Source organism: Aeromonas sobria (genome assembly GCF_006243315.1).
GTDB lineage: Bacteria > Pseudomonadota > Gammaproteobacteria > Enterobacterales > Aeromonadaceae > Aeromonas > Aeromonas sobria_A.
In genome coordinates this window covers 118630-144681 of sequence record NZ_NKWE01000045.1, presented here as the reverse complement: position 1 = coordinate 144681, position 26052 = coordinate 118630, and the positions used below count along the sequence as shown (strand labels likewise).

The 26052-nt window shown below is 58.6% G+C and carries 29 protein-coding genes; 16 read left to right on the top strand and 13 right to left on the bottom strand.

Going from position 1 to position 26052, the window contains the following annotated elements:
• Positions 1-5 precede the first annotated feature (5 nt).
• Positions 6-2048 carry a protein-disulfide reductase DsbD family protein gene (locus CF137_RS15485; protein ID WP_162515954.1) on the bottom strand — a complete coding sequence of 681 codons (2043 nt, stop codon included), beginning with the start codon at positions 2046-2048 and terminating at the stop codon, positions 6-8.
• Positions 2049-2100: 52 nt separating this feature from the next.
• Positions 2101-2478 (bottom strand): hypothetical protein, encoded by a 378-nt coding sequence (locus tag CF137_RS15480; RefSeq protein ID WP_139720094.1) that lies wholly within the window; start codon positions 2476-2478, stop codon positions 2101-2103.
• Positions 2479-2664: 186 nt separating this feature from the next.
• Here CF137_RS15480 and CF137_RS15475 point away from each other — a divergent pair, with 186 nt between their 5' ends.
• The 4 genes from CF137_RS15475 to pspG all read left to right on the top strand — a co-directional run bounded on the left by CF137_RS15475 (position 2665) and on the right by pspG (position 4741).
• The gene (locus CF137_RS15475; RefSeq protein WP_068979017.1) at positions 2665-3393 is read left to right on the top strand and encodes a 1-acylglycerol-3-phosphate O-acyltransferase; all 729 of its coding nucleotides are present in this window, start codon (positions 2665-2667) and stop codon (positions 3391-3393) included.
• Between the two features lie 209 nt (positions 3394-3602).
• Positions 3603-4265: a phage shock protein PspA gene (gene pspA / locus CF137_RS15470; protein WP_139720092.1), complete on the top strand. Its 663-nt coding sequence runs from the start codon at positions 3603-3605 to the stop codon at positions 4263-4265.
• 2 nt (positions 4266-4267) lie between these two features.
• Complete coding sequence (locus CF137_RS15465; protein ID WP_101325943.1) at positions 4268-4474, top strand: PspC domain-containing protein; 207 nt, start codon at positions 4268-4270, stop codon at positions 4472-4474.
• Between the two features lie 48 nt (positions 4475-4522).
• Positions 4523-4741 (top strand): envelope stress response protein PspG, encoded by a 219-nt coding sequence (gene pspG, locus CF137_RS15460; RefSeq protein ID WP_068979014.1) that lies wholly within the window; start codon positions 4523-4525, stop codon positions 4739-4741.
• 90 nt (positions 4742-4831) lie between these two features.
• Here pspG and CF137_RS15455 read toward each other — a convergent pair whose 3' ends face one another.
• Entirely contained in the window at positions 4832-5176 is a 345-nt protein-coding gene (locus CF137_RS15455) for a GIY-YIG nuclease family protein (RefSeq protein WP_139720090.1), read from the bottom strand.
• Positions 5177-5220: 44 nt separating this feature from the next.
• Here CF137_RS15455 and CF137_RS15450 point away from each other — a divergent pair, with 44 nt between their 5' ends.
• On the top strand, positions 5221-5955 hold the full coding sequence (locus CF137_RS15450; RefSeq protein ID WP_139720088.1) for a substrate-binding periplasmic protein: 735 nt from the start codon (positions 5221-5223) through the stop codon (positions 5953-5955).
• Here the strand turns inward: CF137_RS15450 and rarD are convergent.
• A complete protein-coding gene (gene rarD, locus CF137_RS15445; protein ID WP_139720086.1) occupies positions 5937-6827 on the bottom strand; it encodes an EamA family transporter RarD in 891 nt (296 codons plus the stop codon). The two genes, CF137_RS15450 and rarD, sit on opposite strands and share 19 nt — an antisense overlap.
• A 99-nt stretch (positions 6828-6926) precedes the next feature.
• On the opposite strand from rarD, the gene CF137_RS15440 reads away from it, so the two are divergent.
• The gene (locus CF137_RS15440; protein ID WP_139720084.1) at positions 6927-7514 is read left to right on the top strand and encodes a uracil-DNA glycosylase family protein; all 588 of its coding nucleotides are present in this window, start codon (positions 6927-6929) and stop codon (positions 7512-7514) included.
• Positions 7515-7518: 4 nt separating this feature from the next.
• Here the strand turns inward: CF137_RS15440 and CF137_RS15435 are convergent, their stop codons facing one another.
• Positions 7519-8376: a DMT family transporter gene (locus CF137_RS15435; protein WP_139720082.1), complete on the bottom strand. Its 858-nt coding sequence runs from the start codon at positions 8374-8376 to the stop codon at positions 7519-7521.
• 91 nt (positions 8377-8467) lie between these two features.
• Here CF137_RS15435 and CF137_RS15430 point away from each other — a divergent pair, with 91 nt between their 5' ends.
• Complete coding sequence (locus tag CF137_RS15430) at positions 8468-9358, top strand: LysR substrate-binding domain-containing protein (RefSeq protein WP_101348171.1); 891 nt, start codon at positions 8468-8470, stop codon at positions 9356-9358.
• Between the two features lie 12 nt (positions 9359-9370).
• Here the strand turns inward: CF137_RS15430 and znuB are convergent, their stop codons facing one another.
• Positions 9371-10150 (bottom strand): zinc ABC transporter permease subunit ZnuB, encoded by a 780-nt coding sequence (znuB, locus tag CF137_RS15425; protein ID WP_033115078.1) that lies wholly within the window; start codon positions 10148-10150, stop codon positions 9371-9373.
• 21 nt (positions 10151-10171) lie between these two features.
• On the bottom strand, positions 10172-10948 hold the full coding sequence (gene znuC / locus CF137_RS15420) for a zinc ABC transporter ATP-binding protein ZnuC (RefSeq protein ID WP_101315765.1): 777 nt from the start codon (positions 10946-10948) through the stop codon (positions 10172-10174).
• 93 nt (positions 10949-11041) lie between these two features.
• Here znuC and znuA point away from each other — a divergent pair, with 93 nt between their 5' ends.
• Together znuA and CF137_RS15410 are read left to right on the top strand one after the other, a co-directional pair.
• The gene (gene znuA / locus CF137_RS15415) at positions 11042-11986 is read left to right on the top strand and encodes a zinc ABC transporter substrate-binding protein ZnuA (RefSeq protein WP_139720080.1); all 945 of its coding nucleotides are present in this window, start codon (positions 11042-11044) and stop codon (positions 11984-11986) included.
• Positions 11987-12053: 67 nt separating this feature from the next.
• The gene (locus CF137_RS15410; protein WP_101315761.1) at positions 12054-12728 is read left to right on the top strand and encodes a transglutaminase-like cysteine peptidase; all 675 of its coding nucleotides are present in this window, start codon (positions 12054-12056) and stop codon (positions 12726-12728) included.
• Here the strand turns inward: CF137_RS15410 and CF137_RS15405 are convergent.
• Complete coding sequence (locus CF137_RS15405) at positions 12723-13664, bottom strand: TAXI family TRAP transporter solute-binding subunit (RefSeq protein WP_139720078.1); 942 nt, start codon at positions 13662-13664, stop codon at positions 12723-12725. The genes CF137_RS15410 and CF137_RS15405 overlap by 6 nt on opposite strands.
• The gene (locus CF137_RS15400) at positions 13661-14959 is read right to left on the bottom strand and encodes a LapD/MoxY N-terminal periplasmic domain-containing protein (protein ID WP_139720077.1); all 1299 of its coding nucleotides are present in this window, start codon (positions 14957-14959) and stop codon (positions 13661-13663) included. Before CF137_RS15400 ends, CF137_RS15405 begins: the two co-directional genes overlap by 4 nt.
• Before the next feature lie 260 nt (positions 14960-15219).
• Between CF137_RS15400 and mepM the strand changes: the two genes are divergently transcribed.
• Entirely contained in the window at positions 15220-16557 is a 1338-nt protein-coding gene (gene mepM / locus CF137_RS15395; RefSeq protein ID WP_101348165.1) for a murein DD-endopeptidase MepM, read from the top strand.
• Between the two features lie 78 nt (positions 16558-16635).
• Here mepM and CF137_RS15390 read toward each other — a convergent pair whose 3' ends face one another.
• Positions 16636-17580: a D-2-hydroxyacid dehydrogenase gene (locus CF137_RS15390; RefSeq protein ID WP_101325918.1), complete on the bottom strand. Its 945-nt coding sequence runs from the start codon at positions 17578-17580 to the stop codon at positions 16636-16638.
• A 162-nt stretch (positions 17581-17742) separates the two neighbouring features.
• On the opposite strand from CF137_RS15390, the gene CF137_RS15385 reads away from it, so the two are divergent.
• Positions 17743-18324: a YjaG family protein gene (locus tag CF137_RS15385; protein ID WP_042019424.1), complete on the top strand. Its 582-nt coding sequence runs from the start codon at positions 17743-17745 to the stop codon at positions 18322-18324.
• Positions 18325-18398: 74 nt separating this feature from the next.
• Here CF137_RS15385 and CF137_RS15380 read toward each other — a convergent pair whose 3' ends face one another.
• On the bottom strand, positions 18399-18872 hold the full coding sequence (locus CF137_RS15380; protein WP_042019425.1) for a MarR family winged helix-turn-helix transcriptional regulator: 474 nt from the start codon (positions 18870-18872) through the stop codon (positions 18399-18401).
• Positions 18873-19032: 160 nt separating this feature from the next.
• Here CF137_RS15380 and CF137_RS15375 point away from each other — a divergent pair, with 160 nt between their 5' ends.
• Both CF137_RS15375 and CF137_RS15370 read left to right on the top strand, forming a co-directional pair.
• Entirely contained in the window at positions 19033-19560 is a 528-nt protein-coding gene (locus CF137_RS15375; protein WP_068977601.1) for a hypothetical protein, read from the top strand.
• A gap of 9 nt (positions 19561-19569) precedes the next feature.
• Complete coding sequence (locus CF137_RS15370; RefSeq protein WP_139720076.1) at positions 19570-21168, top strand: BCCT family transporter; 1599 nt, start codon at positions 19570-19572, stop codon at positions 21166-21168.
• A gap of 128 nt (positions 21169-21296) precedes the next feature.
• Here CF137_RS15370 and CF137_RS15365 read toward each other — a convergent pair whose 3' ends face one another.
• On the bottom strand, positions 21297-22535 hold the full coding sequence (locus tag CF137_RS15365) for a multifunctional CCA addition/repair protein (RefSeq protein WP_139720075.1): 1239 nt from the start codon (positions 22533-22535) through the stop codon (positions 21297-21299).
• Positions 22536-22788: 253 nt separating this feature from the next.
• On the opposite strand from CF137_RS15365, the gene mutY reads away from it, so the two are divergent.
• The 3 genes from mutY (at position 22789) to mltC (ending at position 25351) form a co-directional block, all read left to right on the top strand.
• Positions 22789-23841 carry an A/G-specific adenine glycosylase gene (mutY, locus tag CF137_RS15360; RefSeq protein ID WP_139720073.1) on the top strand — a complete coding sequence of 351 codons (1053 nt, stop codon included), beginning with the start codon at positions 22789-22791 and terminating at the stop codon, positions 23839-23841.
• Between the two features lie 8 nt (positions 23842-23849).
• Entirely contained in the window at positions 23850-24122 is a 273-nt protein-coding gene (locus CF137_RS15355) for an oxidative damage protection protein (protein ID WP_042019433.1), read from the top strand.
• 125 nt (positions 24123-24247) lie between these two features.
• Positions 24248-25351: a membrane-bound lytic murein transglycosylase MltC gene (mltC, locus tag CF137_RS15350; RefSeq protein WP_101326007.1), complete on the top strand. Its 1104-nt coding sequence runs from the start codon at positions 24248-24250 to the stop codon at positions 25349-25351.
• Between the two features lie 74 nt (positions 25352-25425).
• On the opposite strand, the gene CF137_RS15345 is transcribed toward mltC, so the two are convergent.
• A complete protein-coding gene (locus tag CF137_RS15345; RefSeq protein ID WP_101325909.1) occupies positions 25426-25812 on the bottom strand; it encodes a YgiW/YdeI family stress tolerance OB fold protein in 387 nt (128 codons plus the stop codon).
• Positions 25813-26052 lie beyond the last annotated feature (240 nt).

Genomic DNA, 26052 nt, shown 5'->3' with positions numbered 1-26052 from the left:
TTTCCTTAAAATCGGGTGGTGCCAGCCTGAAGCAGGCCAGCCTGGTGCAAGGTGGTGAGCAGCTCGTCCTTGTCGAGCAGGGGTGACAGCGTGACCCCCTGCGGCAAGTCCGGGCCGTAAATCTGGTTGAAGGGGACCGCAACCGCGCCCCGCTTACGCAGGAAGGCGGCGATGGTCTCATTGGGTTTGCTCCAGTCACCGCGCAGGGCCACCACATCGGGGGCCAAGAGGGCCTGTTGCACCTCATCGCGCAGCAACACATTGTATTTGTTGGCCTTGCAGGTCACGCACCAGTCGGCGGTGACATCAATAAAGACCCGCTTGTTCTGGGCCAGCGCATCTGTGATGGCGCGTTCAGAGAGCGGCTGCCAGGCCACCTTGTCAACGCTGGCCGAGCCCTGCGCGCTAAAGGCGCCGCTCAGCAGCAGGGCGCTGCCAATCAGGGCGGCGAGGGCGATCGCCAGCGTGAAGCCGCCCATGCCGTAACGCCAGATGATGCTAATCAGCAGTGCCAGCAGCATGGCAACCATCAGCCAGCTGGTGGCATAGCTGCCGAGATGGTTGTCGAGCAGGCTGGTGAGCCAGAGGCTGGAGCCCAGCATCATCAGACCGAGCAGGATGCGCAGATGGTTCATCCAGCGCCCCGGTTTCGGCAACCAGAGGGCGAGCCGTGGCAGGGCCGCCACCAGCAGCCAGGGCAGGCTCATGCCAATCCCGAGGGCGGTGAAGATCAGCCAGAGCTGACCGAGCGGCGCCGCCAGCGCAAAGGCCACCGCAGTGCCAAGGAAGGGGGCCGAACAGGGGGTGGCGAGCAGGGTGGCAAAACTCCCCTGCAGGAAGTGACCGCCGAGGCCGTTGCCGCCGCTGGTGGCCAGCCGGGTGCTGAAGTTGCTGGGCAGGCGGATCTCGAACAACCCCAGTAGGTTGGCGCAAAACAGCAGGGTGACCAGCACCATAAAGCCGATAAAACCGGCGCTCTGGAACTGGATGCCCCAGCCAACCGCTCCTTGCGTGGCGCGCAGCAGGCTGCTCATGGCCGCCAGCACACAGAAGGAGGCGATGATCCCGGCGCTGGTGGCGAGGAACTGCCTGCGTACCGTTCCCTGTTCACGCGCCTGATGTTGCAGCACAGATCCCAGCTTGAGCGCCAGCACCGGCAGCACGCAGGGCATCAGGTTGAGGATAAGGCCGCCGAGCAGCGCCGCCCCCAGCAACCAGAGCAGCGAATGACTCTGGCCGGGCAGCACGAGCGGCGCGCCGATAGTCCCTTTGCCCTGCCACGCCTGTGCGCCACTGGTGAGCAGCAGGCCGAGGGATTGGCCGCGCAGATCCGGCGCATCCCCCTGCCAGCCGTCGCTCACCGGCACCCGGGCGATCAGGGTGTTGCCCTGCACCTCAAGCGCTGGTTTGCCAAACTCGGCACCTTCCAGCGCATCGATAAAGAGGGCAGGCGATTGCCAGCCCTCTGCCCGCTCGGCGCGCAGTTGCAGCTGGTTGTGCTGATAACCGAGCTCGACCTGGGTCTCGGCGGGCAGTTGCTGGGGCAGGGTGCTCATTGCCTTCGCCCAGGCAAAGTCGAAGTTGGCCGGGGCGGCATCATCCACCGCCAGGGTGAAGGGGTAGTCGGTCAGGATGCAGACATTGCTGCAGGTGGAGAGGCGCAAGGTGCCCTTGAGCGCCTTCTCTGCCGGATAGCTGAGGCTGAGAGGGAAGGTCACATCCCCCTGATAACCCTGGGTGCTGAGTCCGGCCACCTCGAAGTGGCGTGGCACCGGCCAGTGCCACTGAAAGTCACCGACCGGCTCATGCCACAGGATCTGGGGGGCAATGCCCCCTTCGCCCGGGCTGTGCCAGTAAGTCTTCCAGCCCGACTCCAGCTCGACATCGAGCAGGATGCGGGTCTGATCTGCCGTGCTGCGGTCGGCCTGCAGCCGTACCTTGGCGTGATCATTCTGTGGGCTGGTGAGCCAGCCCGTGTCGCTGGCCAATCCCATGGATTGCCACAGCAGACCGCCCAGTAGCAGGGCTGCCTTGAAGAGATTCGACATCTTTTTAGTCTCGCAAAAATGAGTGATAGCTAACGAATGAACGCAGCTGAACTCATTCCCGCCAGACGCAGAGGGTGAGGTGCAGACGCCGTTCGGGCGGCGAGATGACTCTGGGTGGGGGCAGTGGCGGTGTATAGCGCCAAAGGGGGGCCAGCAGGGCGATCAGCACGGCCACGGCAAAGAAGAGTTGTTCGACGCAGAGCAGGGTGGCGGCGCTCAGCCACTTGCCGTTGAGCTGGCAACTGGTGGGCTGCGGGCTGGCCGGTTTGGCATCCCCCTGATCTGTCGCCGAGCTTGGCACGGGCAGTGCCTGACAGCTGAGGGCGTGATCGAGCAGGGCCAGCCGGGCCAGCGGCTGGGCCGCACAATTGAGCACCAGCAGGCAGACCAGCAGCAAGAGATGTTTCGCTACCCGTTGTTGCAAAATCATGTTCGCCCCGTCCATCAAGATGGGGCCATCCTAACGACCAATGGCGGGTGGGGCAAGTCGGCGGCGCATGTATGAGCGGCGCAGTGGGCGGTGGGATGGGGAGGAGGGGGCTGTTCTGTTTGGCGAACGCTTGTTCGCTAAAAGGGGGATCAGTATACTGCGCCGAGTTAAAACTCGAGGTGTTCGATGCTCAAAATTGCCCGTGTGCTGCTGCTTGGTCTGCTGCTGATTTTCTGGTTCCTGTTCGGCCTGCTGCTCTGTCTGGTTCGTCCGCGCCATCCCAACAACGTCTATGTCTTCGCTCGCATGTATCACGCGGTCTGCCCGCTGATCGGGGTGCGGATCAAGGTGACCGTGGCCGAGGAGGCCAAATCGGTGGGGCCATCGGTATACGTCTGCAACCATCAGAGTAATTTCGATATCTTTACCGTGACCGGTGCCGTCATGCCCGGCGTGGTGGCGGTTGGCAAGAAGAGCCTGCTCTGGCTGCCCTTCTTCGGCCTCATTTTCTGGCTCTCCGGCAACGTGCTGATCGACCGCTCCAACCGCTCCCGTGCCATCGGCACCATTGGTCAGGTGGTGAACCGCATCAAGGAGCGTGGCACCTCCATCTGGATGTTCCCGGAAGGAACCCGCTCCCAGGGCCGTGGTCTGCTGCCGTTCAAGGTCGGCGCTTTCCATACCGCGGTGCAGGCTGAAGTGCCGGTGGTGCCCATTGTCTGCTCCAGTTATTTTGGCCAGATCGATCTCAATCGCTGGGACAATGGCGAGGTACTGGTCGAGGTGTTGCCGCCACTGTGCAGCAAGGAGCACGGCGCAGCCGGGATCCGTGAACTCTCTACGATTTGTCGAGACCAGATGGAGGCCAAACTGGCCGAACTGGACAGCAAGCTGGGCCACAGCCGCGCAGCCTGATAGATATCGAAGATGAATCGACAAGGGAGCAGCAAGCTCCCTTTTTTGTTGGTAAAAATAACCACCTGGTTGGCTATTTTCACCAATAAACCCTTCTTGAATTTCCCCGTAAAATCCCATCTGTCTGTAAAACAAAGATAATTTTTCTTGGCACGGCTCTTGTAATGCAAAGGGAAGAGATAGCCATCCCAGCAACAAGGAGCCAGACCATGAGCGTATTCAGCCGCCTGACCGACGTGATTAATGCCAACCTGCACAGCCTGCTCGACAAGAGTGAAGAGCCGGAGAAGATGCTGCGCCTGATGATCGAAGAGATGGAACAGGTGCAGGTCGAGATGCGTACCCAGGCTGCCCGGGTGATTGCCGAACAGAAACAGCTGGAGCGTCACCAGCAGGCGTTGCAGGCGCAGATCCTGGAGTGGTCGGCCAAGGCCGAGCTTGCCATCCATAAAGGGCGTGAGGATCTGGCCCGTGCCGCCCTCACCGAAAAGTTGGCGGAGGCCAGGAAATGTGAACAGCTGGAGCAGGACAAGGCCCGGGTGGCCGAAGTGCTGGCCCAGCTCACCGCCGACAGCGAGCGACTGGCGGCCAAGCTGACCGAGGCGCGCGAGAAGCAGAAACTGCTGACCCTGCGCGAGCAGACGGCCCACAGCCGCATTCGTGCCCGCGCTCAGGTGGACAACCAGCGGATGCATGAGCTGATGGCCCGCTTTGATGGTTTTCAGGGGCGAGTCGATCAACTGGAAGCCCAGTTGGAGGCGGCCACGCTGGGGCAGAATCCCTCGTTGGAAGCCCAGTTCCGCGAGCTGGAGCTCAATGACGAGATCGAGCGCGAGCTGGCTCGCCTCAAAGGCCAGAAGGCGGAGGTGTAATCATGAGCCCCTGGCCCAAGGATCTGGTGCATCGCAAGTTGACCGGGGTCTGCGCCGGTATTGCCAAGCGGTTGGGGGTCTCCAGAGTCACGGTGCGGGTGGTGGCACTGCTCGCCCTGATCCTGATACCGCCGCTGGCACTGGCCGCCTATCTGCTGGCGGTGCTGGTGATGCCGCCCCGTTATGAATTGAAGCGCTGGCTGGATTGACCGAGGGGTTGACTAGCTGGCAGACAAGGTACTGATAAGGAGCAAGATATGCTGGAATTTTTCATATTGCTGGTGGTGCTGCTGGTCATGGCACTGACCGGTTTTACCCTGGTAGCCATGTTGCTGGTGAGCGGCCTGTTTGTGCTACTGGGGGCACTGGGCGGCATGCTTGCTCTGATCATCAAGCTGGCCCCCTGGTTGCTGCTGGCGCTGGCGGTCTGCTGGCTTATCAGCAATCGCAGCAAGCGTTCCAATACCTACCTGTAACTTACCTGTAGTTGTGCAATACGTTGTGTGATGCTCCCTGATTTCCCCTTTTCGGCCACTCATTGAGTGGCCTTTTTTTGCCTGCCAGGCTCAGGTTTTGGCGGGAACAGCTAACCACTGCGGGCTCCAGCTCTGCCAGAGTTCCAGGCTGTGGATCAGCCGCTCCTTGAAGGATTTTGGCTGCTGCTTGAGGCGGTATTCGATGCGCAGGGCCGCCCCCTTCTCGCCGACTTCCTGCTGCCACTCCAGCGTCAGTGGCCCCTTGCCGCGCAGGGCGCGGGAGCCCTTGCCACTCTGGTGCTGGCGCAGACGGCGCAGCGGGTCCGTGCTGATCCCGGTATAGAGCAGGCCGGTGGCGGTGCGCACCATATAGACAGACCAGCGGGAAGGCTCTGATGGTTGTGGCGCTGGTGGAGTGGTCACGGTTTTTCTCATTCAAATTCTCTGTGCCAAACTCAGAGGCAGCTCAAGGAGGTGCGATGAGAGTCTGGTTCTGGTTATGGTTACTGTTGTCGGTCCCGGCTCAGGGGGAGACGATCCGTCTTTACGATTACCATCAGCATCCGCCTTTCAATACCGGTGGGGATGCAGGGCTGAGCCACGAGCTGGTCAAGTATCTCAATGAAAAGCTGGGGGGTGAACCCAGGATCGAGCTTTGGCTGGTCAATCGTGCCCGGTTGGCGCTGGAGATGTCGGATCCCGCCTTCAACGGTCTGGTGGTCTGGGTCAATCCCGCCTGGGTGGGGGATCTCCAGCGGGAGCGCTATCTCTGGACCTTCCCGGTGATGCGCGACACCAACGAGCTGATCTCGAGCATCGACAATCCGATCACCTATCGCGGGCCCGACTCCCTCAAGGGGCTGGTGTTTGGCGGGGTGGAGGGCTATCGCTATCAGGGCATCGACGATGCGGCCAGCCAGGGCGAGCTGGTGCGCCACGATGCCAAAAAGGTGAAGACCAATCTCGAGCTGCTGGTACGCGGGCGCATCGATGTGACCCTGGTGAGCGGCTCGGCACTGGGCTTTTATATCGGCTCAAGCCACTATCGGGGTAAGCTGTTTATCTCGCCCTTTCCCCAATCCAGCTACACCCGCCATATTCTGATTCCCAAATCCCGCGCCGATCTCCATCCCCGCCTCAACAACATTGCCGAGCAGATGGACGGGGATCCCCGTTGGCACAAGGTGCTGGAGTCCTATCGTGGCACACCCTGAGGACGGCGTTTGAGTCGGTGCAGTGGCAGCAGGCTCACCAGCAGACCCGACCAGACGAAGGCAAAGCCGACCGTCTTGATGGGGTCCGGTGCCTCACCAAACCAGTAGATGGCGAGCAGGAAGGCGAGGCTCGGCTCGATATATTGCAGCAACCCCACAGTGCTCATCCGGGTTCTCGCCACTGCATAGCAGAACAGCCCCACCGGCAGCAGGGTGGCGGGCGCACTGCCCATCAGCAGCAGCTTGTCAGCCAGATCCCCATGCACGAATGCTCCTTCCCCGTGCCACGCCAGGGTGCCGATGATGATCAGGGCGATGGGCAGTTGCACCATGGCTTCCAGATAGAGGCTGGTGCCGGTGTCGTAGTGGATCTTCTTCTTGATAAGGCCGTAGCAGGCGAAGTTGGCCCCCATGATGAGGGAGAACCAGGGGAGCTGGCCGTAGCAGAACAGCATGTAGGCGAGCCCCGCCAGTGCCAGCGCGACCGCCAGATGTTTTTGCGGGGTGAGCCGCTCTTTGAGGAAGATGACCGCGAATACGATATTGAACAGCGGAGTCATAAAGAAGGCGAGGCTGGTGGTCAGCACCTGCCCGGTGGTGAGGCACCAGGTGAACATGCACCAACTGATGGACATGACCGGGCCCGCCAGCAAAATAAGGCCGAGCTGGCGCGGCTCACTGCGCAACCGTGCCCAGGGTACCTTGTGGCCAAGCAGCAGAAACAGGGCGCCCAGCAGCACCACAGACCAGAGCACCCGGTGAGAGATCAGCTCCCACATGTTGACCTCGGGCATGAATTGATAATAGAGCGGCAGCATTCCCCACAGGATGAAGGAGAGGGTCGCGGTGCCGGTACCTAGCCAGTTTTTCATTATTGTCCGTTTATTAAATTAAACACCCATGGCGATAGTAGGGTGAGTGCCTTGTTTCCACAAGAGGGAAAACAGGGAAATGCTGGTACTATCAACATCATGCAGCGAATCGATACTTTGTTTGAGCAAATCAGGGCCTGCCGTTTGTGCGAGGCTCATTTGCCGCTGGGGCTTCGTCCGGTGATCCGCGGGGCCGAGAGTGCCCGGCTGCTGATCATCGGTCAGGCGCCCGGCACCCGGGTGCATGCCAGCGGTATCCCGTGGGATGACCCCTCAGGTGACAGGCTGCGCCAGTGGCTCGGCGTCGATAAAACCACCTTCTATGACGAGTCCCGCATCGCCATCATGCCGATGGGGCTCTGCTATCCCGGCAGGGGAAAATCTGGCGATCTGCCGCCCAGACCCGAGTGCGCGCCCACCTGGCACGACAAGGTATTGATGCTGTTACCCAACATCGAGCTGACCCTGCTGATCGGCCAATATTCACAAGCCTACTACCTGCGGGGGGCGGCCAAGGGATCGCTGACCGAGACGGTGCGCAGCTGGGCCGACTATGGCCCCGGCTGGCTGCCGTTGCCGCACCCGTCCCCGCGCAACACCCTCTGGCTCAGGAAGAATCCCTGGTTCGAGCAGGAGATAGTCCCCCATCTGCAGCAAAGGGTCGCCCCTTTGCTGGTGCGACCCTGAGTGGTCAAACAGCCGGTTCGGCCAGCTGTTTGGGTTTGCTGCGGGCCATGGCGACCAGCGGCAATATGATGCAGAGGCACCCCAGCAGCAGCGGCAGGCCCGGCTGCTCGTCAAACAGCCACACCCCGATGGCAACCGCCATCAACAGGCCGGTGTACTCCGCCGAGGCGATTTTGCTCGCCTCCGCCTGGCGATAGGCCACCACGCACAAGCCCGCATAGACCATGATCAGCGCCGACGAGCCGAAGGCGGGCCACCACATCTGCCACTGCCAGTTGCCCCCTTCCCACAGTGCCAGCGCCAGAATGAAGGGCATGCTCAGTACGTTGGTGAAGAACAGGGTCTGGGCGATGGGCTGCTTGAGCGGGATCCGCTTGATCAGCAGGTTGTTGAGCGCCATCGACAGTGCCACCCCGAGCGCCGCCAGCGCGGCCCAGTTCACTTCGGTGGGGCGCAGCACGATCAATACCCCGATAAAGCCGAGCAGCGCGGTCAGTACCTTCTGGCGCGAGATAGCTTCCCCCGACATCCATACCGCCAGTGGCACCATCATCAAGGGCGCGGCATAGAAGAGGGCATTGGCGGTGGCGAGCGGCAAGCGGGTGAGGGCGACCACCATCAGGCAGACGCCGACCGCCCAGATATGGGCCCGCAGCAGGTGCCATTTGATGGCCACCGGCGGGTTGCGGCGCCATGACCAGAGCAGCCAGGGCATCAGCAGAATGGCGGCCGAGAGCTGGCGAAAAAAGACAAACTGGAAGACGGGCTGATCCGGCTCCAGTACCTTGACTAGAGCATCGGAAAAGACCGCCACCATATTGCCCAGCACCAGATAAAGGATGCCGATCCCTACTGCATTCATACCACCTCCCACTTCAGATGAGGGGAGGGTAGCGCGAGGGCCGTTATCCAGTAAAATGATAAAAAATGACCACTCATGAGATATTTAGATAATGAAGCTGCCACCCCTGCGTGCCGTACAATATTTTGAAGTGGTCGCCCGCCTGCTCAGCTTCTCCCGTGCCGCCCTTGAATTGAACGTCAGCCAGAGCGCGGTCAGCCACCAGATCCGCCTGCTGGAGGATTTTCTCGGTGAGCGCTTGTTGCTGCGTCAGGGGCGGCTGCTCTCGCTGACAGCGCAGGGGGAGAGTTACTTCGAGGGGATTGCCGCCGGGCTCAGCCAGATTGCCCAGAGCAGCGAGCAACTGCGCGGTGGCGGCGAGATGCGGTTGCGTCTCGCGGTTTACAGCTCGTTTGCGGTGAAGTGGTTGATCCCGCGGTTGGCCGGATTGCGCCAGCTCTACCCCGAGCTGGATTTGAGTCTGGAGATGGTGGCGGAAGATCCCGAGCTATCCGATCGGGTGGCGGACTGCTTTATTACGGTGTCGCCCCACGGGCGAGGCTATTGTCACGATCTTATCTATCAGGAGCGGCTCTTTCCGGTCTGCAGTCGCCGCCTGTTGCAGCAGGTCAGTGGGGAGTGGCCTGAGGCCATCTGGCAGTTGCCGTTGCTGTCGGTGCAGTCCATCTACAAGGCGCGGGGTGAGGATTGGCAGCGCTGGGCCAAGGCGGGTGGGTTGGTTATTCCGGACGAGGCGCGGATGCACCACTTCAGCCATGTGCTGTTGGCGATGGAGGCGGCGGCCTGGGATCAGGGGGTGGCGTTCGTGAATGATTACATGCTGCGGCCCGATGATCCCCAGCTGGTGGCCTTGCCGGTACACCAGCTGGAGACGGGGGATGCCTTCTACTTTACCTGCAAGCGCTCACGGGCCCATGAGCCTGCCATCAGCCGGTTGCGCCAGTGGCTGATGATGGAGACACGCCAGAGCATGCCGTTGTAATTACTCGGGTTATCAGGCTTTCTTGAACTGGCTCAGCACAAACAGGCTGGTGGCGCAGACCACCACTGAGGGGCCTGCCGGAGTATCCTGATACCAGGAGAGGGTCAGCCCGCCGAGCACGGCGAGACAGCCAATCAGCGCGGCAAAGCCGGCCATCTGCTCGGGTGTCTGGCTGAAGCGGCGAGCGGTGGCGGCGGGGATGATCAGCAAGGAGGTGATGATCAGCGCACCGACAAACTTCATCGCCACGGCGATCACCAACCCAATCAGCAGCATCAGCACGCAGCGCAGCACATCAACCCGGATCCCCTCTACCCGCGCCAGCTCTTCCGAGATGGTCATGGAGAGCAGGGGATCCCACAACCGCCACAGGGTGAGCAACACCAGCGCGCCACCACCGTAGATCCAGAGCAGATCCATCGGTTGTACCGAGAGCAGGTCGCCAAACAGGTAGGCCATCAGATCTACCCGGACGTTATCCATAAAACTCAAGGTAACCAGACCGAGGGACAGGGCGCTGTGGGCCAGAATGCCGAGCAGGGTATCGGTAGCGACCTGCTGGTTGCGGCTCATGATCACCAATAGCATCGCCATGGCGAGGCAGCAGACCACCACCGCCAGGGTGAGATCGACCTGCAGCAGGATGCCCAGCGCGATGCCGAACAGACAGGCATGGGAGAGGGTGTCGCCAAAATAGGCCATCTTGCGCCAGACCACGAAGCTGCCGAGGGGGCCGGCCAGCAGGGCGATGCCGAGACCGGCCGCGAGGGCGTATAACAGAAAGCTGTCCACTTGAATGTCCTGTTGCTTGCGCTATTTGCTGTGAGCGTTGTTGCGAGAGGGCAGGCGGATGACGGGGGCCTGCGGTTCATGATGATGGTGTTCGCCGTCGCAGTGGTGATGATGGGTATAGACCGCCAGCACCTCCTGCTCCGGTCGCCCGAACAGGCGGGCAAATTCGGGATGGCGGGCCACACTTTCCGGCGCGCCATGACAGCAGACGTGGCGATTGAGGCAGATCACCTCGTGGGTGCTGGCCATGACCAGATGCAGGTCGTGGGAGACCATCAGCACGGCGCAATTGAACTCGGCGGCCAGTTTGCCGATCAGGGCATAGAGCTCGATCTGGCCGTTGATATCGACCCCTTGTACCGGCTCGTCCAGTACCAGCAGCTCGGGTTTCACCAGCAGGGCGCGAGCCAGCAGCACACGCTGCATCTCACCGCCGGAGAGTTTCTGCATCCGGTTCTCCAGCAATCCCTCTGCACCAACCCGAACCAGCGCTTCCTCGATGGAGAGGCGGCTGTTCTTGCCCAGTTGCAGGAAGCGGCGCACCGTCAGCGGCAGGGTGGGATCCAGATAGAGGCGCTGGGGCACATAGCCAACCCGCAGGTCGCGGTTGCGGATAATGGTGCCAGAATCTGGCCTGAGCAGGCCCAGCACCAGCTTGCTCAGGGTACTCTTGCCCGCCCCGTTAGGGCCGACCAGGGTGGTGATTTTGCCTTTATTGAGGGTAAAGGAGACCTTTTCGAGCACTGTGTGCCCATCAAACGAGAGAGAGACCTCTTTCAGCTCCACCAATTGGCTCATGACAACTCCGGGGTTTACAGCCAGTGAGAGTTATAATATAACAAAAAGCGGCTGTTATATTATCACATACTCACCCCCTGACGAGATTCATCAATGAGAATTATTGCGCTTTTCACTGCCTTGCTGGCGGTGAGTTTGCCTGTCCGTGCCCTTGAGGTGCTGACCACCATCAAGCCCCTTGGCTTCATCGCAGCGGCGATCACCGACGGGGTGAGCGAGCCCAAGGTGTTGCTGCCGACCGGTGCTTCTCCCCACGACTTTTCCCTGCGCCCCTCTGATATCCGCAGCATCAACAGCGCTGGTTTGGTGGTGTGGGTCGGCCCCGAGCTGGAAGGCTTCATGGCCAAGCCGCTGGCCAATCATCCCCATGCATTGACCCTGACTCAGGTTGAGGGGATGGCACTGTTCAACTACGCGACTCAGGATAGCCATGACTCCCATGATCATGATGCGCACGATCATGACCATGCGGCTCACGAGCACGGTGACCATGATCATGATGAAGGGCATGAGGGACATCATCACCAAGGGGTCGATCCCCACATCTGGCTTGGCCCGACGCAGGCCAAGGTGATTGCCAAGGCGATCGCAAGCGAATTGGGCAAACTGGATCCGGCCAATCAGGCTCGCTATGACGCCAACCTCGCTGCATTTGATGCCAAGGTGGATGCCAAGGACAAGGTGATTGCCGGCCAGATGAAGGCGGTGAACCAGAAGGGGTACTTTGTATTCCACGAGGCGTATGGCTACTGGGAACGCCACTACGGCATGAGTTCAAAAGGTCACTTCACCGTGAGCCCGGAGCGTCGCCCCGGCGCCAAGACGCTGGTGGATATCCGCAAAGCACTGGAAGAGCAGCAGGCAAGCTGTATTTATGCCGAGCCGCAATTCTCACCGGCAGTGATCGAATCAGTGGCGCGCAATACCGGTGCCAAGGTGTTGTTGCTGGATGAGGTGGGTGAACAGGTGCCGCTTGGCCCGGATGGTTATCCCCAGTTCATGCAGCAACTGGCTGACGCATTCGCCCAGTGCCGCTGATAACCGGCTGAGCCTCTCACCCGGACGGACTATACTGACCTCCAGCATCTGACATGGAGTGTCTGCTATGAAATGGTTGTTGATCCCAGCCTGCACCCTGGCGCTATGTTGCGCCAGCGTGCAGGCATCGCGTCTTTCCGAGTACATTGCCAGCCCGGATCTACGGGCCAAGCTGCAGGAGGTTTATGGTGGCCGCGCCATTCAGCGGGCCGAGGCATTTTCTCGTCTGCTGACCCCCAGAGCGGGCACTACCGACCAGCAGAAGGTCGAGCTGGTGAACAACTACTTCAACAATCTGACCTACAGTGAAGATCCCAAGCTGTGGGGTGATGAGGATTACTGGGCCAATCCGCTGGAGTTCATCGGTGCCCGGGGCGGGGATTGCGAGGATTACAGCATCTCCAAGTACTACACCCTGATGGAGCTGGGGGTGGATGAGAAGAAGCTACGGCTGGCTTACGTCAAGGCCGTACGTTACAACCAGTTCCACATGGTGACGCTCTACTTCCCCACACCCAAGGCTGATCCGCTGGTGCTCGACAACATCAACAGCCGGATCCTGCCGGGTAGCAAGCGTACCGATCTGATACCCGTCTACAGCTTCGATGCCAAAAGTATCTGGATCATGAAGTCGCGCCGGGAAGGGACGCTGGCAGGGAGTGCCGATAGGCTAGCGCAGTGGACATCGATGAAGACCCGTTTCTCCAGCGAGCAACTGCGCTCTCCCCGTCGTCAGCTATAGCTTGCCCGCCGCTTTTAACTCCTCGAAATATTTCGCCGCGCCCGGATGCTGTTCAATACTCAGCACCGGGCCGATTTTATTGCGCGCCCGGTGAAACATATTGGCGTAGCCGTACGTCTGCTCATTGAACTTAGTCTGCTGGGTCAGCATGGCTTTAGTCAGCCGATAGACAGACTCTTCCGGCATGGCTGCATTGGTCACCAGGGTCGCGGCGATGGCAAAGGTGGGGGTCGCTTTCAGATTGCCAGGGTAGATGCGGGCGGGCACCTGACTGCGTTGGTAGTATTTGACCCCCTTGAGCAATTGATCCCGGGTGGCCCCTTCGATGGGGAGGAAGCGGACGGCGCAGCGTTTGGCGGTGTCGAGCACGATCCGGTTCGGGTGCCCCATCACCAGCGCAAACGCGTCGATCTGTTTGCTGCAAAGTGCATCGGACTGATTGGCCATGCTCTTCAAATCGAGATCCTGCTCTTGTGCTCCCAGTTGATTGAACAGCGTCAGTGCCGTCTGACGTGTGCCAGACCCCTTCAGCCCCATATCGATGGGGGCGAGCTTGAGCTGTTCCAGTGAGGTGATATCGCCATCGGCACGGATCACTATGGTGAAGGGTTCGGCATGGGTGGCAAACAGGGCGCGCAGCTCAGGTTGCGGCTGCGTGGCAAAGGGGCCCAAGCCCTTGCTGGCCTGATACAGCCAATCGGACTGCACCATGGCGTAGGAAGACTCGCCGCTCTTAAGCCGCAGCAGGTTTTCTATTGAACCTGATGTTCCCTGCAGTGCGCATTTTAGTTGCTCATCGGCCTCATGGGCCAGGCGGCAAAACTCTTTGGTTATCTGGTGATAAATTCCCTGTTCACCCCCGGTGCCAATCGTAATGGATTCGGCCATCAGGCCGGGTTGCCAAAGCAGAGGCAATAACATGGCGAGCTTTTTCATGCTTGAGCCTCCTTGGCATAACCATCGATACCCCAGTTTCGCAGCTGGTCTCTGTCGTTGCACTCGCCCGCTTCTGCCAGCAGGGTATAACCGGCGGCATGCATGGTCTGGGAGAGCAGGTTCCAATAGAGCGGCGCATCGGTCAGCTGGCAGCTGATAAAAATGGGATTGAGTGGGTCGAGCAGATTAAGCGTGTCTGCGTTCAGGGGAATGGCACTGAACGCGAGTTCACAGCCCTGCTCCTGCAGCGCGGCTAATGCGGGCTGGCCGTGGGAGGGGAAGGAGATCACATCCCAACGCCAATCCAGCGTTTTGCCACGGCCCTGGGTCAGCAGAGGGGCGATCTCGGTCCATTGCGGGTGATTGAGCAGCGAGAGTGGCAGGGAGATGCCCTCTACGTGCAGTTGCTGCCACTGCTGCAATGTGGCTTGGATGACCGTCAGGTCGGTGTTGGCAGAGAGAGTCTGGCCGGGTAAAAAACGCTGATAGAGTGCAATATCCCCCTGAGTAGAAGCAAAAGTTTGTAGTTGCCCGCCTTCTGGCAACGGGTCCAGCCCTTGCAGTGGTTGCGACGTTGGTGGGGGTAGCTGTTTGCCCAGCTGGGTAATTTTGAGCCGTTGTTGCAATAGATCCCGTTTGCGTTCGGATACCAGTTGATTGATGGAGAGCGACACCTCTTTGAGGTCCTGCAACCAGGGGGTTGGCAGGGCGCTGTTGAACTGATGTTTGCGGACCCGGATCAACTGCAGGTTGATCTGTTCCAGCGGTTGCAGCAGGCGTTTGCAAACCAGAGAGATGATCAGGGTAAACACGACGAGTCCTGCCAGCAGCGCCAGACCGGTGCGGCTGATGGCATTCCACAGATGCTGATAGGCGTAGCCGCTATGTCCTTCCAGGGTCAGGGTGCCCAGCATGCGCCAACCATCGGTCAACTCTTGCTCAATCTTGACGGGGGGCATGCCGATAACAGAGGGGAGCCAGCTTGGGACATTCTGCTGGGTAGCGTGGAATACTTTCTGAAACAGTAATTGGCCATCGGGGTCGATCAGGGTGACCGAGCTGACGAAGCCGCCATCAAACATGGCGTTGACGATAGTTTCAGCCAGCACTTTGTCGTCATTGAGCAAGGTGCCCTGCAAGACCAGCCCCAGAGCGGTAATTGCCGTCTCCAGGTTGGCGGACATCTGATCGAGGATCGACTGGCGGATGGTCGTGGCCTCCAGAGCAAACAGCAGCACAGCACCGATCAAGAACAGTACAAGAATTATCCGGCTCAACAGTTTTGATAACGTCATATCCACTCCATGGAAAAGATATCGCAACATTTTGGGTTTCTATTCAGAGTCGAATTCGACCCGGTTCTTAAAAATAGGAAAAAATAGTTAAAAAAGACGATCATTTCTGCCCATCAGGGCAGGTTATGCATAAAATGTGAAGTTCATGCAGATTGTGATGAACTATCTGTGTTTGTTTTTGTCCAAAGAACAGTTTTATGCGGTTTTGTCACAACAGATCGCGCGACTCACACTCTTTAGATCTAAATACAGGATAGCGGATGAAACGTCTCCGTCCCTTGGTAGTGCAGGCTGCCAATTGGGAACCCCCGGTTCCCCGCAAACATTTTTATGCGATGCTGATGCTGACGGCCATGACGCTGTCGGCAGTGGCATTATTGCCAGCGCCAGGTGACATCCTGGAGCGGCCGCTGCGTCTTGAGTTGCCCATTGATACCGCCGGTACGGCAACCAATGAAAACAACACCGACTTTAACGAAATCCCCGATCACGAACTGGTTGATCAGAGTGCGCCGGATGACGATATCCCGGTCGATGCCACTCCCCAGTGGCAGGATTATCGGGTGCGTAATGGCGAAAACCTGACCGCTATCTTCAACAACCTCGGGCTCTCTACCACCACCCTCTACAAGGTGCTGGATGCAGACAACAAGAACCATCTGGCGCGGCTCAAGCCGGGACAGAATATCGAGCTGTTGATTGATCAGGACAATATCCTGCAGCAACTGAAGATCCGCCTGAACATCAAGCAGACCTTGGTGATGGAACGTGGGGGCGAGGCGTATAGCTCCACCATGATCAACGAGAAGGTGGAGTGGCAACCGCAGCGTTACAACGGGGTCATTAATGGCAGCTTCTATGTCAGCGCCCGCAATGCAGGCATTCCGGCCAACCATATCCAGAAAATTGCCAACCTGTTTCAGTGGCGGATGAATTTTGCCAAAGATTTGCAAAAGGGCGACAAGTTCAAGGTACTGGTGCGCCAAGAGACGGTAGAAGGAAAGAGCACTGGCAATAGCCAGCTGTTGGGGGTGGAAGTGATCAGTCAGGGCCAGAGTACCTCGGCGTGGCTCTCGGAAGACGGTAACTATTACGATGCTCAGGGCAACAGTCTGGAGCGCGGTTTCCGCCGTTATCCGACTCATAGCCGCTACCGGATCAGCTCCAACTTCAACCCGGCGCGCAAACATCCGGTGACCGGCGCTATTCGTCCTCATGAAGGGACTGACTTTGCCTTGCCGGTGGGCACGCCGGTATTGGCGACCGGTGATGGTGTCGTCCAGAAGGCGACCAGGCACCCGCTGGCGGGTACCTACATTGTTATCAAGCATGGCCGCACCTTGGCGACCCGCTATCTGCATCTGAGCAAGCTGCTGGTCAAGCCGGGGCAACGGGTGAAGATGGGAGACAAGATTGGCCTTTCCGGTAACACTGGCCGTTCTACCGGTGCACATCTGCACTATGAGCTGCGCATCAATAACCGTCCGGTTAATGCCATGACCGCCAAGCTGCCGATGGCTGAGCCCTTGAGTGGCAAGGAGCGTCGCCAGTTCCTCGCTAAAGTGAAGAGTTATCGCAAGGAGCTGGCAGCTGGCTGATGCTGAGTAAGCCATCCTGATATAGAAAGGCCCCGCCAGACTGGCGGGGCCTTTTTACATGGGTAGCAAGCGGCAGGGTCAGTAACCTTTGTCGAAGTCGATTTTGCTATCCAGCGGTTGCCCATCGATAAAGCGGATGTAATTGCGAATAAAAATCTGGGCGACATCCTCTGGAAAGCTGTAGCCACTGTTGTGGGGGGTGACGATGAGGTTGGGCTGGCCCCACAGCGGGCTGTCGGCAGGCAGGGGCTCTTGCTCAAACACATCCAGCACTGCCATCGCCAGCTTGCCGGTACGCAGGGCGGTGAGCAGATCGCCGGAGTGAACAGCGCTGCCACGGCCGACGTTGAACAGGATGGCGCCGGGTTTGCAGTGTTCGAACCGGGCGGCATTGAACAGATGGCGGGTATCGCGGGTGGCAGGCAGCACGCTGACGATCACATCGGCTTGGGCCAGCATTTTGTTGAGCGCAGGTAGCTGATAAACCTGATCAAAACCGGCGCGTTCCCGGCCGCTACGGCTGATGCCCAGCACCTTCATGCCAAAATGTTTGCCGGTGTGGGCAATATGCTGGCCAATGCTGCCGGTACCCAGGATTAACATTGTGCGGCCTTTGAGTCCCTGATAGGGGTGGCTTTGCCACAGGCGTTGCTTTTGCTGCTCCCGATAAACGGGCATTTGACGCATCAGGCTGAGCAGATGGCCAAAAACATACTCGCTCATCAACGGGCCGAAGATACCGCGCACATTGGTGAGCTGATAGTCGCGGCGACTGTCAGGGTCGAGCAGCACATCGACTCCGGCGTAGGTGGACTGCAACCAGCTCAGCTTGCTGGCCTTGGGCAGCAGCGGTTTGGCGCGGGCTGGCTCTGCCATCAGAATGTGAGCCTCACCAATCAGTTTTTCGGCATCGATCTGATTGTTGGCCTGCAGAATACGTAGATGGGGAAGGTTGGCGGCCTTGAGCAGACGTTCGTAGTGAGCATTATCCTGGCTGAGCAAAAGAAGGGTACGTTGGCTCATACTCTTGTTCCTTATCAGAATTTGCGGCGCAACAAGATGCCGCTCTCGCCCCATCTTACCTGACTTCATATCGCAACATAGCTGACCAGGGCGCTTTTTCGTTTTCGCCGCGCCCCTCGTGGGCTACAATCTGCCCCACATTTTGCAAAGGATCCGACTCCAGTGTTTGGTGACAAGTTTTATAAGCGACTGGCCGAGCTACAGCCTTGGCAACAGACCGTCTACACCCTGGCGCTGGCAGAGCGCATGTACCCCAACTATGCCCTGTTCTGTCAGGCCTCCGGCTTTGGCAATGCAGGCGCCTTCCGGCACTCGCTGGATCAGCTGTGGGCCTACCTCACCGTCAAGGGATCCCGGGTCAATCTGGGGGCCATTCTGGAAGAGTTCGAAACCCATATTCCGGATCCCCGCAAGTTTGAATCCTACGGCGCCTACCCTGCGCTGGACGCTTGCGTCGCACTGGGTTGCGCTTACAGCTCTGTGATCTGCCGGATTGGTGAAGAGGCCTTTGATGCCAGCCATGCTTCGGTCGGCACGGTTGCCGGTTTTATCGAGCTATTGGAAGAGCGAGATCTGACCGAAGAGGAGCTCTACGAACACGAGTACATGGAGGCCGAGCTGGAATTCCAGGTTGAGCTGCTCAAGCGGGTGGCCCACGAACGCGATAGCGATCGTATCCTGGCGATCAAGGTGTTTGCCGCTCAGGATGGCGTCTCCAACATCGGGATCAGTCTGGAAGAGTAATCTTCAGCGCGACCTGATATCAAAAAGCTCCCGAACGGGAGCTTTTTTTGTGCCTGAAAAAGGTGCTCTGCTTACTACTCTTCGGTGAGCGATCTGACGCTCAGCACGGGGGCTGCATCGATTTCATCGGCATTCATCATGACGGAGATCCGCTGTAGTGAAGAGAGCAACAGACTTTGCTCCCAGGCCTCGAGAGCATGAAAACGCTGGACGAAACGCTCCTGCAGTGGTGTCGGTGCCTGGGCCAGCAGCACACGACCGGCATCGGTCAGGGTGGCATGCACTTTGCGTTTGTCGGTCTCGCTGCGAATGCGTTGCACCAGCTGACGGTTTTCCAGTCGATCCATGATGGTGGTGGCGGTGGCCTGGCTCATATTGGTGTGATCTGCCAGTTGCCGCATGGAGATCTGCCCCAGCTCATTTATTCCTTTGAGCAATAACAGTTGGGGCGAGGTGAGGCCAGCTTCTTTGATCAAGCGCTTGGAGTGCATATCGATAGCTCGGATAATCTGGCGCAGCGCAACCAGCACTTCATCATGTTTTTCCATGGGTTCTGAATCATTGCGGGGATTGAAAGGAGCAAAATTTTGCTCCTGACCGATCAAAAGGTCAATGTCGTTATTACTCTAATGGTTTATGTTCAAAGTAATTTTGTGTTAGGTTAGCCGACTCTTCGCAGTGTGAAACCTGACATTTTAGGAATAGACCATGATGAATGAGCTTGATATGAAGACCCTGGTTAATGGGTTAAAAATAGTAAGAGTTCGCTATGAATTGCCAGATACCTCGGCTTTTGTACGCTATCAACCCGCTTATGAAGAAGATCCCAACACCCTTAAGGTACACCACTATGATGGTGAGCTGCCGCTCTCCTGTAGTGAGACAGGTCATTTCAACCTAAAGGAGTTGGTGAACGAATTGCGCTATGCCTATGTGCTGGTTCACCTCTTTCCTGACGAGAGTGCCATGAACTTCTACCTGACCGGTCTTGATACCGGACTGGCCCAACTGGAGTTTATCGGTGGCTCTTATGACTTCAACCGGCTCTGGATCACCAGTGGCATCTCCAATGTCGGCGTGCCGATGGCCATCTTCCTTGGCAAGCGCCACGCAGTGAATGGCCAGCCTTCGGTCACCCTGGTGGATCATCGTGAGCTGGCCACCGGCAAGCTGGTCTATCGCGCCATTGGTGGTGCCGGTGATCATGTAGGCGAAGAGTTTTTTAACAACGACTAAGGAGGCTCGATGATAGCAACCAAGGGGCTACTGAAAGGCCTCAACCCCACTATGGCCATGACGGCCCTCACCGTGATCACTCTATTTCTGCTGTTTGGCGTATTTGTTCCCGAGACCGCCGCGGCCTGGTTCACCGGTGCCAAGGACCAGATTATTGCCGGGTTCAAGTGGTACTACATTTTGCTGGTCGCCCTGTTCCTGTTCTTCGCTATCTACCTGATGTTCAGCCGTTTTGGCAGCATCCGGTTGGGTGACGACGACCAGGTACCGGAGTTCGGCTACTTTGCCTGGTTCTCCATGCTCTTTAGTGCCGGTATGGGGATCGGTCTGGTGTTCTGGAGCATTGCCGAGCCCATGAACCATCTGCAGGGTAATCCCTTTATCACCGAAGGAATGACCCCCGAGGCGGCCCAGGTTGCCATGCGCCTCACCTTCTTTCATTGGGGGCTGCACCCTTGGGCCATCTATGTGATCGTTGGCCTGTCGCTGGCCTTCTTCAGTTATCGTCGCAAGTTACCGCTGGCGATCCGCTCGGTGCTCTATCCGATCCTCGGCGATCGCATTTACGGCTTCTGGGGCCATGCTGCCGACGTACTGGCGGTGTTTGGTACTGTATTCGGGGTGGCGACTTCTCTTGGCCTTGGCGTGGCACAGATGAATACCGGTCTGAATCAGATGTTTGGCATGGCGATATCGCAGTCGAACCAGCTTTGGTTGATTGGCGGGATCAGTCTGATCGCTACCCTGTCGGCGGTCTCTGGTGTGGGGCGCGGGGTTAAGCTGCTCTCCGAGCTCAACATCTGGCTGAGTGTGTTCGTCCTGGCGCTCTTTCTGGTGCTGGGGCCCACTATTTATATCCTCAACTCCTATGTGCAGAACATCGGTGATTACCTGCAAAACATCGTCAAATTGAGCTTCTGGACCAACTCCGAAGCCAATGGCACTTCGGCCTGGCAATCGAGCTGGACCGCCTTTTATTGGGGCTGGTGGATCGCCTGGGCGCCGTTTGTCGGCATGTTTATTGCCCGCATTTCCAAGGGGCGAACCATTCGTGAGTTCGTGCTCGGCGTGTTGCTGGTGCCTTCATTGCTCGGCATGTTCTGGCTTACCGTATTCGGTGGTACGGCGATGAATCTGGAGCTGTTTGGCGGTGGCGGCGTGGTCGCTGCGGTTAATCAGGATGTCACCCTGGCGCTCTATCAGACAGTGGAGTTGCTGCACTGGGGGACCTTGGGCTGGATTGCCAAAGGGGTGCTGACCTTGCTGATTTGTACCTACTTCATTACCTCCAGTGACTCGGGCACCCTGGTCATCACCACCTTGCTCTCCATTGGTGATCAGGATCCACCCGTGTTGCATCGGGCAATCTGGGGTCTGGGGCAGGGGCTGGTCGCCGCCATTTTGCTGCTCTCTGGTGGATTGGCGGCCCTGCAGGCGGCCAGTATTATCGCCGCGCTGCCGTTCTCGGTGATCATGCTGGCGATGTGTTACTCGCTGATGTTGGGGCTCAAGCAGGAGAGCCAGCGCCAGGTTGAGTACCGCCAGAATCTGAAACGCCACGATGGTTCATCTCATATGAGCCTGCTGGATCGCATTGGTCCGGCATAACGGCAGCCCCAAGGGGCGCCTCTTCATATGTAAACGTGATATGTAAACCTGGATGTAAAACGGCCGCCCTGTTGATGTTCTCCTTGCGGAGCTCATCATCAGGGCGGCCGTCTGTTCTGGGGCCGATGTTACTCTTCGATAAAGGTCCACTCATCCTTGACCCGACTGATGGCGTCGGTGCGTTTTTTGGCCAGCTGTTCCTTGATCTCTTCCCCTTTAAAACCGGCGGCCACTATCTCTTTCACCGGCACCGCCTGAGCGGCGGCCAGCGCCTCGGCCACATAATCGGGTTCGGCGTAGACCCGCTCCTCAAAACCGGTGCGACCATGGAAGTCGGCGCGGCAGGTATCAAGTAACTGCGCAAAACGCTCCGGTCTGCGCCAGGCGTCGGCTTTGTCGAACACCTTGAGCAGGGTGGCTGGCTTGAGCTCAAAGGCGATATGGAGTTGGGTGTGCAGATCGCTCACCAGCAGCGCCAGATCCCGGCACTCGTTGGGTACCCGGAACCGCTCGCACAGGGCGCGGATCAGCGGTAGCCCCTTCTGGCCGTGCCCATGATGGCTCGGCCAGAACTCTTTGGGGGTGATCCCCTTGCCAAGGTCGTGGCAGAGGGCGGCAAAGCGCACCGTCAGCTCGGGGGAGATCCGGCACGCCTGCTCCAGCACCATCAGGGTGTGGATGCCGGTGTCGATCTCCGGGTGCCACTTGGCCGGGGCGGGGACGCCAAACAGGGCATCGATCTCGGGGAACAGCGCCTTGAGTGCGCCGCACTGGCGCAGCACCTCGAAGAAGATCTGCGGGGTTGGCCCCAACAGCACTTTTTCCAGTTCCTTCCAGACCCGCTCCGGGGTGAGGTGGGCCAGCTCGCCAGCGGCCGTCATCTCGCTCATCAGGGTGAGGGTTTGTGGCGCGATGGCAAAGCCCTGGGCGTGGAAGCGGGCGGCAAAGCGCGCTACCCGCAGGACGCGCAACGGGTCTTCGGCGAAGGCGGGGGAGACGTGGCGCAGCAGCCGTTTTTTCAAGTCATCAATGCCGCCGTAGGGATCATGGAGCTGGCCCTGATCATCCTCGGCGATGGCGTTGATGGTGAGATCCCGGCGCAGCAGATCTTGCTCCAGGGTCACATCGGGGGCTGCATGACAGACAAAACCGGTGTAGCCCTGCCCCTGTTTGCGTTCGGTACGGGCGAGGGCATACTCCTGCTGGGTTTTGGGGTGGAGAAACACCGGGAAGTCGCGGCCAACCTGGGTAAAACCCAGCGCCAGCATCTGTTCCACAGTGGCACCGACCACCAGATGATCCCTGTCGCCCTGCGGCAATCCCAACAGGCGATCCCGCACTGCGCCCCCAACCAGATAAGTCTGCAAACCGTCTCTCCCGTCATTCATCATGGGGCCGAGTATATCGTCTTTGCAGCCTGACCACGACCTGTCCGCAGTACCGGTCAGCGCGGCTTTGACTTGGGCGTGATGAGGCCTTACGCTGCCGCTCCAAATCCATTGTGCTATGCAATGCCCCCAATCCAATGCTCGGCACTGCGGGCACTGTTGGCGTGCGCACAGCCAGCATGAATCGAAGGAACCGCAGAGTTCCCCTTTATATCAATGACATGAGAACAACGTGAATCAATCAACCTTCGCCAGCCGGGTGCTGGAGTGGTACCAGCTCCATGGTCGCAAGAGCCTGCCCTGGCAGCAGGAGAAGACTCCTTACCGAGTCTGGGTCTCAGAGATCATGCTGCAGCAGACCCAGGTCGCCACCGTGATCCCCTATTACCAGCGTTTTATGGCGCGCTTCCCTGATGTGGTGGCGCTGGCCGATGCCCCTGTCGACGAGGTGCTGCACCACTGGACCGGCCTTGGCTACTACGCCCGCGCCCGCAACCTGCACAAAGCGGCCCAGCAGATCCGCGATCACCACCACGGCCTCTTCCCCGAGCGCTTTGACGAGGTGATGGCCTTGCCGGGGATTGGCCGCTCCACCGCTGGTGCCGTGCTGTCGCTCTCCCTCGGTCAGCCCCACGCCATTCTCGATGGTAACGTGAAGCGGGTGCTCACTCGTTGGTTGGCCCTGCCGGGCTGGCCCGGTCAGAAACCGGTAGAAAACGAGCTGTGGGAGATCGCCATCCGGTTAACTCCCAAGCTGGGCGTGGCGCACTACAACCAGGCGATGATGGATATCGGCGCCACCATCTGCACCCGCAGCAAGCCTGCTTGCGATCGCTGTCCGGTGCGGGCCGATTGCCAGGGCTTGTCGCAAGGCAATCCCACCGCCTATCCCAACAGCAAGCCCAAGAAGAGTATCCCTGCCCGCGACGGCATCATGCTGCTGATCCGCCATGGCGATGAGCTGCTGCTGGAGAAGCGGCCGCCACAGGGGATCTGGGGCGGGCTCTACTGCTTCCCGCAGGTGGCCTCGCTGGCCGAGGTGGATGGTCTGCTGGCAAATCTCGGGCTGGCGCACCACGGTTATCGGGAACTGGCCGGTTTTCGCCACACGTTCAGTCACTTCCACCTCGATATTCAGCCTTTACTGATCGAGATAGATAGCGCACCGGCGCTGCGGCTCATGGAAGGCGATCACCGACTCTGGTATAACTTACGCCATCCTGCCGAGGTGGGGCTGGCGGCCGCCACTGCCCGCCTGCTCGCCTATCCGGACTTACAACAATAGAGGTCAACATGAGCCGTACTGTATTTTGCCAACGCTTGAAAAAAGAGGGCCCGGGCCTGGATTTTCAACTCTATCCTGGTGAGCTCGGCAAGCGTATTTTTGACAACGTCAGCAAGGAAGCCTGGGCCGAATGGCAGAAGAAGCAGGTGATGCTGATCAACGAGAAGAAGCTCAACATGATGAATCTTGAGCATCGTCAGTTGCTGGAAAAAGAGATGGTCAGCTACCTGTTTGATGCGGGTGAAGTAGAGATCGACGGTTATACCCCTCCCAGCCAGTAAGCCGTCCAGCTGTGCTACATGTGAACAGGGGCAGGCATTGCCCGATGTTACTGTTGGCGATGACACTTCTTCCTGTTTGCAACAAATGAATGATGGGCGGCATGTCCGCCCGTTTTGAGGATTTTATGGGCCGAATTTTTTGGCTGCTGTGTACCTTGTTGTTTCTCTCTGCCTGTTCGTCTTCTCCCAAGCCCAACGGGAGCGAGGATGACGATCTGGTCAACGGCAAGGACATTCGCGGTTTTGAACACATGATTAGTGCACTCTCCCATAACGTGAACGAAATATGGGGGCGGGAGGCGCTGTTTGCCGGCAAGTTTGACTACGTCAAATACACGGATCAGTACAAAAGCCGGGCGCATATCGATTTTTCCAGTGGTCATATCATGGTGGAGACGGTATCCAGTGTGGATCCGCGGGCTCATTTACGCCGCGCCATCATTGAGACCTTGCTGACACCGGATGACCCGGCGGAAGTGGATCTCTACTCTGACCGTGAAATCGTCCCCGGTGGCGAGCCGTTCCTGTATGGTCAGGTGCTGGACAATCTGGGTCAGCCGATCCGTTTTGACTGGCGTGCCGAGCGTTATGCCGACTACCTGCTGAGTACGGCAATGAAAAAGCGTACCTTGGGGATCCGCACCATCTTCTTCGTGGATATTCCGATGGTGGCAAACCATGAGGATAAGCGGGGCTACAAGTATGCAAACATCATTCGTGACGCATCCCGTAAATATAAGGTGCCCGAGAGCCTGATCTATGCGGTGATCAAAACAGAGAGCAGCTTCAACCCCTATGCGGTGAGCCACGCTAACGCCTATGGCCTGATGCAGGTCATTCCTGCCACAGCAGGACGAGATGTCTACCAGCGGGTCAAGGGCAAGAGTGGTCAACCGACCCGGGAGAACTTGTTTAATCCGGCCTACAACATTGATGTCGGCACCGCTTATCTGCATTTGTTGCAGACGGTCTATCTGGTGGATATCGAGGATCCCCGTTCCCGTCGCTATGCGGTGATTTCAGCCTACAACGGTGGGGCGGGCGGGGTGCTCAACACCTTCTCGCGGGATCGCAAGGCTGCGCCTGGCAAGATAAACCGGCTCTCGCCAGAAGCTGTCTACCAGGTGCTGACCGAGCAGCATCCGAAAGCAGAAGCGCGGCGTTATCTTTACAAGGTTGATCAGGCCGAGAAAGGCTTCAAACGCTCCTATGTTGGACGTGCGGGTTAACCAGAGCCAATGCAAAAGGGCGCTTGATATCAAGCGCCCTTTTTACGTCTGGCCAAATTGCAGGTTGTTGCGCCTTATTTGGCGATAAAGCCACCCTTGCTCTGCGGGGCTGCGCCCACTTTCTCCAGAGTTTTCACTTCCACTTCGGTCTTGTTCCAGCTGTGGTCCACTTCACCACGGATGCGGATCTGATCATCCGGGCCGACTTCGGTACCGCGCCACACATCCTGATCCACTTCGACCTCCACTTCACCACTGGCATCACGGAACAGGTAGTTCTCGCCGCCAAGATGCTTGACCAGTTTTCCTTCCAGCGTGGCCCAGCTGTCATCGGCCAGATCTTTCAGTTGAGCAACCGAGACCTTGTTCTGCTCTTGCGGGCCGGTATAGGCCGCCATGGCGAAAGAAGAGACAGACATCAGGGTCAACAGTCCGATTACGCTTGCGCTTGCCTTGTTCATTTCATACTCCTGTCGTTGGTATGATGGCATTGTGCAGGGATGGGTGTGAAACAAGCGTGAAAGAAATGCGCAGGTGTGATTGTCTGTTTTGTGAGCGCAAGCGATTTCATCGCCGATGAGGCATGTGGGACTTTATCAGGCTCTGTAATCTGTCGCCTTCACCAGAAGTCAGTGGCGGCAGACTCTTCCCGTGCTTGCCGTCATTCGAGGGGAAGTCCGCAGGTCAAACCTGCTTAATCG